Source organism: Streptomyces flavofungini (assembly GCF_030388665.1).
In the GTDB taxonomy this organism is placed as follows: Bacteria; Actinomycetota; Actinomycetes; order Streptomycetales; family Streptomycetaceae; genus Streptomyces; species Streptomyces flavofungini_A.
Genome location: NZ_CP128846.1, coordinates 3,284,862 through 3,298,664, shown reverse-complemented (window position 1 = coordinate 3,298,664; position 13,803 = coordinate 3,284,862). Strand labels below are relative to the sequence as shown.

The following is a 13,803-nucleotide window of genomic DNA, read 5'->3' as shown; positions in this document are numbered from 1 at the left end:
GTGGCACGTCTGCCCGGCAGGGCACGCGTACGAAATGGACGTACGCGCCGCCGTCCAAGCCTCCCGGGAGAAGCGCACCTCGCATGCCCACGCGCCACGACATCCGTAACGTCGCCATCGTCGCCCACGTCGACCACGGCAAGACGACCATCGTCGACGCCATGCTCAAGCAGGCGGGCGCCTTCGCCGCGCACGCCGCCGAGTCCCTCGACGACCGCATGATGGACAGCAACGACCTGGAGCGTGAGAAGGGCATCACGATCCTGGCCAAGAACACCGCGGTCAAGTACCACCCGAAGGACGGTGGCGACCCGATCACGATCAACATCATCGACACCCCCGGCCACGCCGACTTCGGCGGCGAGGTCGAGCGCGGTCTGTCGATGGTGGACGCGGTCGTCCTCCTCGTCGACGCCTCCGAGGGCCCGCTGCCGCAGACCCGCTTCGTGCTCCGCAAGGCCCTGATGCAGCGCCTGCCCGTCATCCTCTGCATCAACAAGACGGACCGTCCGGACTCGCGCATCGACGAGGTCGTGAACGAGACGTACGACCTCTTCCTCGACCTGGACGCCGACGAGGACCAGATCGAGTTCCCCATCGTCTACGCCTGCGGCCGTGACGGCGTGGCCTCGCTGACGAAGCCGGAGGACGGCACCGTCCCGGCCGACAGCACGAACCTGGAGCCGTTCTTCACCACGCTCCTGGAGCACGTCCCGGCCCCCGAGTACGACGAGACCGCGCCGCTCCAGGCCCACGTCACCAACCTGGACGCCGACAACTTCCTCGGCCGCATCGCGCTGCTCCGCGTCGAGCAGGGCGAGCTGCGCAAGGGCCAGACCGTGGCCTGGATCAAGCGCGACGGCTCGATCGCCAACGTCCGCATCACCGAGCTGATGATGACCGAGGCGCTCACCCGCAAGCCCGCGGAGGTCGCCGGGCCCGGCGACATCTGCGCCGTCGCCGGCATCCCGGACATCATGATCGGCGAGACCCTCGCCGACCCCGAGAACCCGATCGCGCTCCCGCTGATCACGGTCGACGAGCCCGCGATCTCCATGACCATCGGCACGAACACCTCGCCGCTGGTCGGCCGCGGCGGCACCGGCAAGGGCGCGGACGCGAAGGCGGCCGTCAAGGACCGCAAGGTGACCGCCCGCCAGGTCAAGGACCGCCTGGACCGCGAGCTGATCGGCAACGTCTCGCTGCGGGTCCTCGACACCGCGCGCCCCGACGCCTGGGAGGTGCAGGGCCGCGGCGAGCTGGCGCTCGCCATCCTGGTCGAGCAGATGCGCCGCGAGGGCTTCGAGATGACCATCGGCAAGCCGCAGGTGGTCACCAAGGAGGTCGACGGCAAGACGTACGAGCCCGTCGAGCGCATGACCATCGACGTGCCCGAGGAGCACATGGGCGCGGTCACGCAGCTCATGGGCGTCCGCAAGGGCCGCATGGACAACATGTCCAACCACGGCTCCGGCTGGGTGCGCATGGAGTTCGTCGTCCCGTCCCGCGGCCTCATCGGCTTCCGTACGGAGTTCCTGACCAACACCCGCGGTACGGGCATCGCGCACTCCATCCACGAAGGCCACGAGCCGTGGTTCGGCACGCTGACGACCCGTAACAACGGCTCCCTGGTCGCCGACCGCGCCGGCGCCGTCACCGCGTTCGCGATGACGAACCTCCAGGAGCGCGGCGTGCTGTTCACCGAGCCCGGCACCGAGGTGTACGAGGGCATGATCGTCGGCGAGAACTCGCGCTCCGACGACATGGACGTGAACATCACCAAGGAGAAGAAGCTCACCAACATGCGCTCCTCCTCGGCCGACTCATTCGAGGCGATCGTCCCGCCGCGCAAGCTCTCCCTGGAGCAGTCCCTGGAGTTCTGCCGCGACGACGAGTGCGTCGAGGTGACCCCGGAGGCCGTGCGCATCCGCAAGGTCGTCCTGGACCAGAAGGAGCGCGGCCGCACGGCTTCGCGCGCCAAGCACAGCTGAGCCACGCGGGCGGGGCTCGGCCTGCCGAGCCCCGCGCCCCCTCGGTCGCTGAGGCCGGTTTCCCCGCACACGACGTGTGCGGGGAAACCGGCCTCTCGCGTCGCGGCGGGCGATACGGTTGCGAGGTGACGCGCGTCGACCCCGGGGGGCCGTCGACGGTCGCCTGGCAACCGGTTTTCACCCGCGATCTGTCCGGTATGCGGACCCACTTGACCGTTAGATGTGTAACACGTCCGTTTCGCAACCATCTATCTGGGATCGGTTTGTCCGGATTTTGGAAGTTGTACGTGTCAGGTGTGATTGAACCGAGACCAAAAGGGTGTGGTCGGGCCGTACCTCATGGCTAATAGTTGACCGCGTATAGCTCGGGTCAATGGGTCACGCGCTGTGGGGAGCGCCGACTCACGAGCACACTGGGGTACTCGATCTTCGCCGTCAGGGGTGGCGGCGCTGCTCTGCGTACCCCCTCTCGTAGTGAACAAGTGGACTCATGAGGAGGAACCCCATGCGTGGTGCCAAGAGCGCCAAGTGGGTCGCCATAGCCGGTGTTGTGGCGCTTACCGCTACTGCCTGTGGTGGCGGCGACGACGACAAGGGCAGCGGCAAGGTCGACCCGAAGGGGATCGTCAGCTACGCCAACGGTGAGCCGCAGAACCTGCTGCAGCCCTCCAACACCATGGAGGCGTACGGCAGCGTCGTCATCGACGCGCTCTTCACGGGGCTTGTCCACTACGACAAGCAGGGCAACATCACCTACGAGAACGCCGAGTCGGTCACGCCCGACAAGGCGAACAAGGTGTGGACCGTCAAGCTCAAGAAGGGCTGGAAGTTCCACGACAACACGCCGGTCACGGCGAAGTCGTACGTGGACGCCTGGAACTGGGCCGCGGACCCGGCCAACGGCCAGCAGAACAGCGCCTGGTACCGCGACATCGTCGGCTACGACGACGTCCACCCGGCCAAGGGCAAGGCCAAGAAGAAGGCCATGTCCGGCCTGAAGGTCGTCGATGAGAACACCTTCACCATCACGCTGAAGAACGGCATCCCGTACTACCAGTACAAGCTGGTCTACAAGCCCTTCTTCCCGCTGCCCGCGGCCGCCCTGAAGGACCCGAAGAAGTACGGCGAGGCCCCCGTCGGCAACGGTCCCTACAAGTTCGCCAAGTGGGACCGCAAGAAGCTGATCTCGGTGCGCACCTGGCCCGGCTACAAGGGCGAGGACAAGCCGAAGAACGGCGGCATCGACTTCAAGGCCTACACCAAGGACACGGCGGCCTACGCCGACCTGAAGTCGGACAACGTCGACACGATGCCGATCGTGCCGAACAGCGAGCTCGCCAACTTCAAGAACGACTTCGGTGACCGCGCCATCGTCTCCGACTACTCGGCGCTCAACACGGTCAACTTCGCCTTCTACCAGCCGCAGTGGAAGAAGACCGACATCAAGGTCCTCCAGGGCCTGTCGATGGCGATCGACCGCGACACCATCGCCAAGACGGTGTTCTACGGCACCCGTGAGTCCGCGACCGGCTGGGTCGCCAAGGGCGTCAAGGGCTACCAGGACGACGCCTGCGGCAAGTTCTGCAAGTTCGACCCGAAGGCCGCCAAGGCGTCCATCGAGGCCGGCGGCGGTGTCCCGGGCAACAAGATCCAGATCCAGTACAACGCCGACCAGCCGCACAAGGACTGGGTCGTCGCGGTCTGCAACTCCATCACCAAGGCCACCGGTGTCAAGTGCACCGGCGACGCGGTGACGGACTTCGCGGCCGACACGGAGATCCGTGACCAGAAGAAGGTCAAGTCGATGTACCGCTCCGGCTGGGTGCTCGACTACCCGTTCAACGGCAACTTCCTCGCCGACCTCTACGGCACCGGCGTCGACGGCAACAAGGGAGGCTTCTCGGACCCGAAGTTCGACAAGCTGACCGCTGAGGCCGACAAGGCCAAGACGATCGACGAGTCCGCCGAGCTGTACCAGAAGGCCGAGAAGGAGCTGGTCAACAGCTTCCCGGGCATCCCGCTCTGGTACAACAAGACGCTCTCCGCCTACTCGAACAACGTCAAGAAGATCGAGTTCGACCAGGCAGGCGACCCGATTCTGTCCGACGTCGAGGTCTTCGAGAAGTAGCAGTCGCCGGAGTTCCGCACCGTGAAGCGACGCCCGGAGATCCCGGGCGTCGCTTCCGGGCGGCTCCGCAATGGACGGAGGCACCACTATGGGGCGCTACGTCGCGAGGCGACTGCTCCAGATGATCCCGGTCTTCATCGGGACCACCCTGCTGATCTTCCTGATGGTGAACGCCCTCCCGGGTGACCCGGTCAAGGCGCTGTGGGGAGACAAGCCGCCGGACCCCGCGCAGGTCGCGCAGATCAAGCACGACCGGGGTCTGGACCTGCCCCTCTGGGAGCAGTATCTGCACTACATGAAGGGCCTGTTCCAGGGCGACTTCGGCAACACCATCGCCGGTAACCGGCCCATCCTCGACGAGATCACGCAGGCGTTCCCGGTCTCCATACGGCTCGCCGCGATGGCCTGGACGTTCGAGCTCGTCGTCGGCATCACCCTCGGTGTGATCGCCGGTGTGCGGCGCGGCCGGATCATCGACACCACCGTGACGTTCTTCACGCTCCTGGTGATCTCCGTCCCGATCTTCGTGTTCGGTCTCGGCTTCCAGCTGATCTTCGGCAACGAACTCGGCTGGGTGAAACCGACCGTGCAGGACTCGGAGAACTTCCAGCAGCTGATGCTGCCGGCGCTCGTGCTCGGCCTCGTCGGCCTCGCCTACGTGGCCCGGCTGACCCGTACCTCCATCAAGGAGAACCGTTCGGCGGACTACATGCGCACCGCCGTCGCCAAGGGCCTGCCGAGACGCCGCATCATCTCCCGGCACCTGCTGCGCAACTCCCTGATCCCCGTGGTCACTTACCTCGGCACGGACATCGGCGCCCTGATGGGCGGCGCGGTGATCACCGAGGGCATCTTCAACGTGACGGGCGTGGGTAACCTGCTGTACACGGGGATCGCCCGGCGTGAGGGCGCGATCATCGTGGGCATCGTGACTGTCCTCGTCCTCGTGTACCTCCTCGCCAGCCTGCTCGTCGACCTGCTCTACGCGGTCCTGGACCCGAGGATCCGTTATGCCTGACCTGATGAAGACCCCGGCCGCGGACGAGCCAGAGGTGGCGCTCGCGCCGCCGAGCGGCAAGGCCGCCGAAGCCGGAGAGGTGGGCGGAGCCCGCAGTCTCTGGGGCGACGCCTGGCGGGACCTGCGCCGCAGGCCGCTGTTCGTCGTGTCCGGCCTGCTGATCCTCCTCGTGCTCCTCGTCTCGGCTTTCCCCGGCCTGTTCACGAGCGCCGATCCGGGCACCGGTGACCTGACGAATCACTTCCTCGGTTCGCCGAACCTGACCCACTTCTTCCAGGAGGACTGGTTCGGGTACGACCGGCAGGGGCGCAGCATCTACGCCCGCGTCGTCTTCGGCGCCCGCAACTCCGTGATGGTTGGCCTCGGCGTGACCCTGCTCGTCACCGTATTCGGCGGTCTGGTCGGCATGCTGGCGGGCTACTTCGGCGGCTTCTGGGACAGCCTGCTGTCCCGGATCACCGACGTGTTCTTCGGCATTCCGTTCCTGCTCGGCGCGATGGTCATCCTGAACGCCTTCACCGACCGCGACGTGTGGGTGATCACCGGTGCGCTCGCGTTCCTCGGCTGGACGCAGATCGCGCGCGTCATGCGCGGCGCGGTCATCACGACCAAGCACGCGGACTACGTGATGGCGGCCAAGGCCCTCGGCGCGGGCACCAAGCGGATCCTGTTCCGGCACGTGCTGCCGAACGCCGTCGCCCCAGTCATCGTCGTCGCGACCATCGCCCTCGGCACGTACATCGTCGCGGAGTCGACGCTGTCGTACCTGGGCCTCGGCTTCGGCAGTGACGCCGTGTCCTGGGGTGACGACATCTCCACCGCGACGCAGGACATCCGGAACAACCCGCACACGCTGATCTTCCCCGCCGGAATGCTCAGCATCACCGTGCTGGCGTTCATCATGCTCGGCGACGCGGTCCGCGAAGCCCTCGACCCGAAGCTGCGCTGAGGGAGGCGTACGTGACCATCATCGACAAACCCGCGGACGTCCCCGCCCCCCGCTCGGGCGGGGAAAAGAGCGGCCGGCTGCTCGACGTGAAGGACCTGCACGTCGAGTTCCACACCCGCGACGGAGTGGTCAAGGCCGTCAACGGCGTCAACTACAGCGTGGACGCGGGCGAGACGCTCGCCGTGCTCGGCGAGTCCGGCTCGGGCAAGTCCGTGACCGCGCAGGCCATCATGGGCATCCTCGACATGCCGCCCGGAAAGATCCCGCAGGGCGAGATCGTCTTCCGGGGCCAGGACATGCTCAAGTTGTCCAACGAGGAGCGCAGGAAGATCCGCGGACGCAAGATCGCGATGATCTTCCAGGACGCGCTGTCGTCCCTGAACCCGGTGCTCTCCGTCGGCTACCAGCTCGGCGAGATGTTCCGGGTGCACGAGGGCCTGAGCCGCAAGGAAGCCAAGGCCAAGGCCGTCGAGCTCATGGACCGGGTGAAGATCCCGGCCGCCAAGCAGCGCGTGAGCGACTACCCGCACCAGTTCTCCGGCGGTATGCGCCAGCGCATCATGATCGCGATGGCGCTCGCCCTGGAGCCGGACCTGATCATCGCCGACGAGCCGACCACGGCCCTCGACGTGACGGTCCAGGCACAGGTCATGGACCTGCTCGCCGAGCTCCAGCGCGAGTACAACATGGGTCTGATCCTCATCACCCATGACCTCGGCGTGGTCGCGGACGTGGCGGACAAGATCGCCGTCATGTACGCGGGCCGGATCGTGGAGACGGCCCCGGTGCACGAGCTGTACAAGCGCCCGGCGCACCCCTACACGCGGGGTCTGCTCGACTCGATCCCGCGCCTGGACCAGAAGGGCTCGGAGCTCTACGCGATCAAGGGTCTGCCGCCCAACCTGCTCAAGATCCCGAGCGGTTGCGCGTTCAACCCGCGCTGCCCGAAGGCGCAGGACATCTGCCGTACCGAGGTCCCGCCGCTCGTCCCCGTCACGGAGCGGGACGGCGCGGAGCTCGTGGGCCGCGGCAGCGCGTGCCACTTCTGGAAGGAGACGATCCATGGCTGAGCCCAACAAGCTCTCCAAATCCGCCCCGGCGGACGAGCCGACGGACGCCACGCCGAACGTCTCCGAGGTGGAAGCGGTCGACGCGGAGACGCCCGAGGAGGCGGTGGCCGCCATCGAGGCCCCCGTCGAGCGCGGCGAACCGATCCTCCAGGTGCGCAACCTGGTGAAGCACTTCCCGCTCACCCAGGGAGTCATCGTCAAGCGCCAGGTCGGTGCGGTGAAGGCGGTCGACGGGATCTCCTTCGACCTCTACCAGGGCGAGACGCTGGGCATCGTGGGCGAGTCGGGCTGCGGCAAGTCGACGGTGGCCAAGCTGCTCATGACCCTGGAGCAGGCCACGGCCGGGGAGGTCTTCTACAAGGGCCAGGACATCACCAAGCTGTCCGGGCGCGCGCTGAAGGCGGTCCGCCGGAACATCCAGATGGTGTTCCAGGACCCGTACACCTCGCTCAACCCCCGTATGACAGTGGGCGACATCATCGGGGAGCCGTTCGAGATCCACCCGGAGGTGGCGCCGAAGGGCGACCGCCGCCGCAAGGTCCAGGAGCTCCTCGACGTCGTCGGCCTCAACCCCGAGTACATCAACCGCTACCCGCACCAGTTCTCGGGCGGTCAGCGCCAGCGCATCGGCATCGCGCGCGGCCTGGCGCTCAACCCCGAGATCATCATCTGCGACGAGCCGGTCTCGGCCCTGGACGTGTCCGTCCAGGCCCAGGTCATCAACCTGATGGAGAAGCTCCAGGACGAGTTCAACCTGTCCTACCTCTTCATCGCGCACGACCTGTCGATTGTCCGGCACATCTCGGACCGCGTGGGCGTGATGTACCTCGGCAAGATGGCGGAGATCGGCTCCGACGAGCAGATCTACGACCACCCGACGCACCCGTACACGCAGGCGCTCCTCTCGGCCGTCCCGGTCCCCGACCCGGAGGCCCGCGAGGGCCGCGAGCGCATCATCCTCACCGGAGACGTCCCGTCCCCGGCGAACCCGCCGTCCGGCTGTCGCTTCCGCACCCGCTGCTGGAAGGCGCAGGACAAGTGCGCGGAGGAGATCCCGCTGCTCGCGATCCCGGAGCGCTTCGTCGGCCAGGACACTCCTGCCGCCCACGAGTCGGCGTGCCACTTCGCGGAGGAGAAGGACGTCGTGCACGCGGCATAGCGTCTTGTTGCCATGAGTTCGCCCCGCAGGACTTGCTGTCCGGCGGGGCGAACTCATGTGTGCGTGGGTCAAGCACGGCTAACCGCTGTCAGCAGGCGTAGTCGTGGGGCGATCAGCGCCCCACTGGTCGGGCACCGCCGACGGCGACGGCTCACGCCTGCGCGTGACGACCGAGCGGAACGGCAAGTGGGTCTCGGTGGTGGAGGTGGTGGCCGACCCGGAGGACGGTTAGCCGGAGTCCGGGCCTGCACCTGCCCCTGTCCGCTCAGTCGTCGAGCCGCTTGTCGTCGATGTCCACCGTGACGGCGCCCGGAGGGTAGGTGTCCTCGCGGCCGGTGAGGATGATGTCCGTCTCCGGGCGCTGGGGGCTGGGCAGGGACAAGTACAAGGCATGGCAGGTGTCGGGGCCTCCCATACCGTCACGGACCATCGTCGCGACGGTGACCGACGAGACCGTGTCGAGCGGCTCCACTTCGACCCCGGGGAGGGCGAGCACGCTCATTGCCGACCCGGCGTCCTCGATCTCTGCCTGCAGCAGGCAGAGCGCGGGGACCAGGAGGTGCCTGAAGGGCGATGCGGCCGCGTTGTCCGCCACCCGCGAGAGTTTGCCGTGGCCCCGTGCCAGGGCGAGAGTGGCGCTGGTGTCCAGAATGATCACGCGGTATTGCTCCGGCCGCGCAAGGTGTCCTGGGCATTCTGCGCCGCGACCTCGTAGACACGGTCGAGGGCGTGCGGCGTCCGGTCGAACTCCTCGTCGGTCAGCGTGACGCCCATGCGCTCGCGCAGCACCTTGCGAGCCTCGGCTACGCGAGCCCGGGACTGTTCGGCGGTCAGCTGCTCGGCTGCGAGGGCGGCCACCAAGGCTCCTATCGTCGTGCCGCGCTCTCTGGCGAGGGCGGCCAGATGATCGCGGGTTTCCTCGGGCACCTTGATGGTGGAGTCAGCCATACGCTCGACGGTACACCGCTGGTACACCCCGAGTGCACCGCTCATGGTGCGTCGTCCCGTTCCTTGGCGGAGACGCTGAACCAGGCCGCTTTGCCTCCGCGAGAGCGACCGCCCCGCAGAGATGGCCACGACCACCCCGGCCGCCCTGCGCGGGCTCCTCCACCACATCAAGGCGAGCGCACGCGACCAGGCGTGACTCAGCCCCCGGCTTGCCCCGGCTTCGCGTAACGCCGGAAGGCGGATGTGTCGATGGTCCAGGGGCCCAGGGAGACCTGGTCGCCGAAGATGTAGGGCTCCGTCTTCCTGTAGTGCGTCCCGCACGGCTCGGTGCGCACCTCGACGGTGCCCTTCCTGGGGTCGACGATCAGGTAGTGCTCGATGCCCATCGCGGGGTAGTCGGCGAGCTTTCCGACGTAGTCGTTCTCCGAGGTCGAGGGGGAGACGATCTCGATGACCGCCAGGACCTGGGAGGCGTCCACGGCCAGGCCTTCCTCGTCGAGCACCGCCTCCGGGATCACCACGGCGTCCGGTCGGCGCATGCGGCCGATCGAGGGGTGCTCGATCTCGGGGCCGTTGGCGCAGATGTAGCCGGGGTGGGTAGCTGGAAGCTGCTCGTCGAGTTGTTTGCAGATTCGACGGACCGTGCCCTCGTGCCTCTTGGACGGGCACATCATGGCCAGTATCGGCCCGGAAGGGCCGATCTCTACGCTCCAGGAGCCCTCGAGCTGCTCGGCGTAGGCCCCGAGCTCCTCGGCGATCGCGCGCATCTCCGCGTAGTCCACGCGGGAAGCGTAGCGAGGCCCCGCCGGGCCGCATGCGTACATCCGGATGGCCTCCTCCTCATACGGCCGGGCTAAATGTGCGGTTCGTCCGCTCTGCCGTGATATTTGCGGTAACGCGCGCACTGTCGGCGCGCAGAGCGATCGAGGAGGCACTCCATGCGTGGAGCCACGCACGCCAAGTGGGCCGCGGGTGCGGTGGCCGTCGCACTCGCGGCGACGGCCTGTGGGGGTGGGAGCAGCGGTGGTGGTGGCGACGGCTCCGGGATCGTGGGGTCATCCTGGGGGGATCCGCAGAACCCGCTGGAGCCCGCGAACACGAACGAGGTGCAGGGCGGCAAGGTCCTGGACATGGTCTTCCGCGGGCTGAAGCGGTACGACCCGAAGACCGGCGAGGCCAAGGACATGATCGCCGAGTCCATCGAGTCGAAGGACTCGCAGAACTTCACCGTGAAGCTCAAGGACGGGTGGAAGTTCAGCAACGGCGAGGCGGTCACCGCGAAGTCGTTCGTCGACGCGTGGAACTACGGGGCGCACCTGAAGAACAACCAGAAGAACGCCTACTTCTTCGGGTACATCGAGGGGTACGACAAGGTTCACCCGGAGAAGGGGAACGCGACGGCGGAGACCCTGTCGGGGCTGAAGGTCGTCGACTCCAAGACCTTCACCGTGAAGCTCACGCAGAAGTTCTCCACCTGGCCCGAGACCCTCGGCTACCCCTCCTTCGCGCCGCTGCCCAAGGCCTTCTTCGACAACCACGAGGCCTGGCTGTCCAAGCCCGTCGGCAACGGCCCGTACACCATCAAGTCGTACCAGAAGGGCTCCAAGATGGAGCTCAGGAAGTGGGACGACTACAAGGGGGACGACAAGGCGCAGAACGGCGGGGTCGACCTCAAGGTCTACACCGACAACAACACCGCCTACACGGACCTCATGGCGGGGAACCTGGACCTCGTCGACGACGTGCCCGCCTCGCAGCTGAAGAACGTGAAGAGCGACCTGGGGGACCGGTACATCAACACCCCCGCCGGGATCATCCAGACGCTCGCCTTCCCGTTCTACGACGAGAAGTGGGACAAGGCGGGGGCGGAGAAGGTCCGCCAGGGGCTCTCCCGGGCCATCAACCGTGACCAGATCACCGACACGATCTTCCAGAAGACCCGCACCCCCGCCAAGGACTGGACCTCGCCGGTGCTCGGCGAGGACGGCGGCTACAGCGACAGCGTGTGCGGTGACCTGTGCAAGTACGACGCGGCCGAGGCGAAGAAGCTCGTCGAGGAGGGCGGGGGCATCCCCGGCGGCACCCTCAAGATCTCGTACAACGCGGACACCGGTTCGCACAAGGAGTGGGTGGACGCCGTCTGCAACTCCATCAACCGCGCCCTCGGCAACGACAAGGCCTGCGTCGGCAACCCCATCGGCACCTTCGCCGACTTCCGCAGCCAGGCGTCCCAGCAGAAGCTCGACGGGGCCTGGCGCGCGGGCTGGCAGATGGACTACCCGCTGATCCAGAACTTCCTGGAGCCGAACTACTTCACGGACGCCTCGTCCAACGACGGCAAGTACTCCAACAAGGACTTCGACAAGCTCATCAACGAGGCCAACGGAGAGACGGACGCCGCCAAGGCCGTCAGCAAGTTCCAGGACGCCGAGAAGATCCTCGCCAAGGACATGCCCGCCATCCCGCTCTGGTACCAGAACGGCAGCGCCGGCTACTCGGACAAGGTCTCGGACGTCGCCCTGAACCAGTTCAGCGTGCCGGTGTACGAGGAGATCAAGGTCAACTGACGTCGGTGGAGCGGCCGCTCGGCGCCCCCGCCGGGCGGCCGCTCCCGCTACTCCTGGAGCGAGCCCCATGGGTCGTTATGTGATCCGGCGTCTGCTGCAGATGATCCCGGTCTTCTTCGGCGCCACCCTGCTGATCTTCCTGATGGTCAACGTGATGGGCGACCCCATCGCGGGCCTCTGCGGCGACCGCAAGTGCGACCCCGCGACGGCCGCCCAGCTGAAGAAGGAGTTCGGCCTCGACAAGCCCGTGTGGCAGCAATACGCGACGTACATGGGCAACGTCTTCACCGGAGACTTCGGCACCGCCTTCAACGGCCAGAAGGTCACCGAGCTGATGTCGTCGGCGTTCCCCGTGACCCTCAGGCTCACCCTCGTCGCCGTCGTCTTCGAGATCGTCATCGGCATCTCGCTGGGCGTCCTCACCGGCCTGCGGCGCGGCAAGCCCGTCGACACGGTCGTGCTGCTCCTGACGCTCGTGGTCATCTCCATCCCCACGTTCGTCACCGGTCTGCTCCTCCAGCTGCTGCTCGGCGTCGAGTGGGGCGTCATCAAACCGTCCGTGTCGACCGAGGCGACCGTCGACGAGCTGATCGTGCCGGGACTCGTGCTCGCGTCCGTCTCCCTGGCGTACGTCACCCGCCTCACCCGCACCTCCATCGCCGAGAACCGCCGTGCCGACTACGTCCGCACGGCCGTGGCGAAGGGGCTGCCGCGGCGGCGTGTGATCACCCGGCACCTGCTGCGCAACTCCCTGATCCCGGTGGTCACCTTCATCGGCACGGACGTGGGCGCGCTCATGGGCGGCGCCATCGTCACCGAGCGGATCTTCAACATCCACGGCGTCGGCTTCCAGCTCTACCAGGGGATCCTGCGGCAGAGCACCCAGACCGTCGTCGGGTTCGTGACGGTGCTCGTCCTCGTCTTCCTGCTGGCGAACCTGATCGTCGACCTGTTGTACGCCGTACTCGACCCGAGGATCCGCTATGCCTGAACCCCATGAGCCCGCCGAGGGCGCCATCGCAGGGACCGGTGCGGGCGGCGCGATGGACCTCGCGGCGAGTGAGGCGACGACGCTGGCCCCGGGCGGCCCCGAGGGCGGGCCCGGCGGCAGCGGAGCCGCCGCGCCCGCCCGCAGCCTGTGGTCCGACGCCTGGCGCGACCTGCGCCGCAACCCGGTCTTCCTGCTCTCGGGCCTGATCATCCTCTTCCTGGTCTTCATCTCGCTGTGGCCCTCCGTGATCGCCTCCGGCGACCCGCTTGACTGCGACCTCGCCAACGCCCAGAAGGGCTCCTCGCCCGGCCACCCCTTCGGCTTCAACGGCCAGGGCTGCGACGTCTACACGCGCACCGTCTACGGCGCCCGCGCCTCCGTCACCGTCGGCGTGTGCGCCACTCTCGGCGTCGCAGTCCTGGGCAGCGTGCTCGGCGGGCTCGCCGGGTTCTTCGGCGGGGTGTGGGACGCGATCCTCTCCCGCATCACCGACGTCTTCTTCGCGATCCCCGTCGTCCTCGGCGGCCTGGTGCTGCTCTCCGTCGTCACCAGCAACACCGTCTGGCCCGTGATCGGCTTCATGGTCCTGCTCGGCTGGCCGCAGATCTCCCGCATCGCCCGCGGCTCCGTCATCACCGCCAAACAGAACGACTACGTCCAGGCCGCCCGCGCCCTCGGCGCCTCCAACTCGCGGATGCTCCTGCGGCACATCACGCCCAACGCCGTCGCCCCGGTCATCGTCGTCGCGACCATCGCCCTCGGCACCTACATCGCCCTGGAAGCGACGCTGTCCTACCTGGGCGTCGGCCTGAAGCCCCCCACGGTGAGCTGGGGCATCGACATCTCCGCCGCCTCCCCGTACATCCGCAACGCCCCGCACATGCTGCTCTGGCCCGCGGGCGCCCTCGCGGTGACCGTGCTCGCGTTCATCATGCTCGGCGACGCGGTGCGCGACGCCCTCGACCCGAAGCTGAGGTAGGCG

Annotated in this window: 13 protein-coding genes; 10 read left to right on the top strand and 3 right to left on the bottom strand. The window is 67.4% G+C overall.

Annotated elements, in window-relative coordinates; all coding sequences use genetic code 11:
- Positions 1-83 precede the first annotated feature (83 nt).
- The 7 genes from typA to QUY26_RS13135 all read left to right on the top strand — a co-directional run bounded on the left by typA (position 84) and on the right by QUY26_RS13135 (position 8,547).
- Positions 84-1,991 carry a translational GTPase TypA gene (gene typA, locus QUY26_RS13165; RefSeq protein ID WP_289946251.1) on the top strand — a complete coding sequence of 636 codons (1,908 nt, stop codon included), beginning with the start codon at positions 84-86 and terminating at the stop codon, positions 1,989-1,991.
- A 505-nt stretch (positions 1,992-2,496) separates the two neighbouring features.
- Positions 2,497-4,119, top strand: a complete 1,623-nt coding sequence (locus QUY26_RS13160; protein WP_289946249.1) for a peptide ABC transporter substrate-binding protein — start codon at positions 2,497-2,499, stop codon at positions 4,117-4,119.
- An 88-nt stretch (positions 4,120-4,207) separates the two neighbouring features.
- A complete protein-coding gene (locus QUY26_RS13155) occupies positions 4,208-5,137 on the top strand; it encodes an ABC transporter permease (protein ID WP_289946247.1) in 930 nt (309 codons plus the stop codon).
- Positions 5,130-6,086: an ABC transporter permease gene (locus tag QUY26_RS13150; protein ID WP_289946245.1), complete on the top strand. Its 957-nt coding sequence runs from the start codon at positions 5,130-5,132 to the stop codon at positions 6,084-6,086. The genes QUY26_RS13155 and QUY26_RS13150 overlap by 8 nt, the downstream gene beginning before the upstream one ends.
- Positions 6,087-6,097: 11 nt before the next feature.
- Positions 6,098-7,156, top strand: a complete 1,059-nt coding sequence (locus tag QUY26_RS13145; protein WP_289946240.1) for an ABC transporter ATP-binding protein — start codon at positions 6,098-6,100, stop codon at positions 7,154-7,156.
- Positions 7,149-8,315 carry an ABC transporter ATP-binding protein gene (locus QUY26_RS13140; protein ID WP_289946238.1) on the top strand — a complete coding sequence of 389 codons (1,167 nt, stop codon included), beginning with the start codon at positions 7,149-7,151 and terminating at the stop codon, positions 8,313-8,315. Before QUY26_RS13145 ends, QUY26_RS13140 begins: the two co-directional genes overlap by 8 nt.
- 103 nt (positions 8,316-8,418) lie before the next feature.
- Positions 8,419-8,547 carry a hypothetical protein gene (locus QUY26_RS13135; RefSeq protein WP_289946237.1) on the top strand — a complete coding sequence of 43 codons (129 nt, stop codon included), beginning with the start codon at positions 8,419-8,421 and terminating at the stop codon, positions 8,545-8,547.
- 33 nt (positions 8,548-8,580) lie between these two features.
- On the opposite strand, the gene QUY26_RS13130 is transcribed toward QUY26_RS13135, so the two are convergent.
- The 3 genes from QUY26_RS13130 to QUY26_RS13120 form a co-directional block, all read right to left on the bottom strand.
- Positions 8,581-8,973, bottom strand: coding sequence for a hypothetical protein (locus tag QUY26_RS13130; RefSeq protein WP_289946235.1), 393 nt, complete (start codon positions 8,971-8,973; stop codon positions 8,581-8,583).
- On the bottom strand, positions 8,970-9,263 hold the full coding sequence (locus tag QUY26_RS13125) for a hypothetical protein (protein WP_289946229.1): 294 nt from the start codon (positions 9,261-9,263) through the stop codon (positions 8,970-8,972). The genes QUY26_RS13130 and QUY26_RS13125 overlap by 4 nt, the downstream gene beginning before the upstream one ends.
- A 197-nt stretch (positions 9,264-9,460) precedes the next feature.
- A complete protein-coding gene (locus QUY26_RS13120) occupies positions 9,461-10,045 on the bottom strand; it encodes a Uma2 family endonuclease (protein WP_289946226.1) in 585 nt (194 codons plus the stop codon).
- Positions 10,046-10,201: 156 nt separating this feature from the next.
- Here QUY26_RS13120 and QUY26_RS13115 point away from each other — a divergent pair, with 156 nt between their 5' ends.
- The 3 genes from QUY26_RS13115 to QUY26_RS13105 all read left to right on the top strand — a co-directional run bounded on the left by QUY26_RS13115 (position 10,202) and on the right by QUY26_RS13105 (position 13,800).
- Entirely contained in the window at positions 10,202-11,830 is a 1,629-nt protein-coding gene (locus QUY26_RS13115; RefSeq protein ID WP_289946224.1) for a peptide ABC transporter substrate-binding protein, read from the top strand.
- Between the two features lie 67 nt (positions 11,831-11,897).
- Positions 11,898-12,821, top strand: coding sequence for an ABC transporter permease (locus QUY26_RS13110; protein WP_289946222.1), 924 nt, complete (start codon positions 11,898-11,900; stop codon positions 12,819-12,821).
- Positions 12,814-13,800: an ABC transporter permease gene (locus QUY26_RS13105; RefSeq protein ID WP_289946220.1), complete on the top strand. Its 987-nt coding sequence runs from the start codon at positions 12,814-12,816 to the stop codon at positions 13,798-13,800. The genes QUY26_RS13110 and QUY26_RS13105 overlap by 8 nt, the downstream gene beginning before the upstream one ends.
- The last annotated feature ends 3 nt before the right edge of the window (positions 13,801-13,803 follow it).

What these genes read in the sequence shown, in the direction of transcription:
- typA (WP_289946251.1), top strand. Translation starts at nt 84, where the DNA reads ATGCCCACGCGCCACGACATCCGTAACGTCGCCATCGTCGCCCACGTC.
- QUY26_RS13160 (WP_289946249.1), top strand. Translation starts at nt 2,497, where the DNA reads ATGCGTGGTGCCAAGAGCGCCAAGTGGGTCGCCATAGCCGGTGTTGTG.
- QUY26_RS13155 (WP_289946247.1), top strand. Translation starts at nt 4,208, where the DNA reads ATGGGGCGCTACGTCGCGAGGCGACTGCTCCAGATGATCCCGGTCTTC.
- QUY26_RS13150 (WP_289946245.1), top strand. Translation starts at nt 5,130, where the DNA reads ATGCCTGACCTGATGAAGACCCCGGCCGCGGACGAGCCAGAGGTGGCG.
- QUY26_RS13140 (WP_289946238.1), top strand. Translation starts at nt 7,149, where the DNA reads ATGGCTGAGCCCAACAAGCTCTCCAAATCCGCCCCGGCGGACGAGCCG.
- QUY26_RS13125 (WP_289946229.1), bottom strand. Translation starts at nt 9,263, where the DNA reads ATGGCTGACTCCACCATCAAGGTGCCCGAGGAAACCCGCGATCATCTG.
- QUY26_RS13115 (WP_289946224.1), top strand. Translation starts at nt 10,202, where the DNA reads ATGCGTGGAGCCACGCACGCCAAGTGGGCCGCGGGTGCGGTGGCCGTC.
- QUY26_RS13110 (WP_289946222.1), top strand. Translation starts at nt 11,898, where the DNA reads ATGGGTCGTTATGTGATCCGGCGTCTGCTGCAGATGATCCCGGTCTTC.
- QUY26_RS13105 (WP_289946220.1), top strand. Translation starts at nt 12,814, where the DNA reads ATGCCTGAACCCCATGAGCCCGCCGAGGGCGCCATCGCAGGGACCGGT.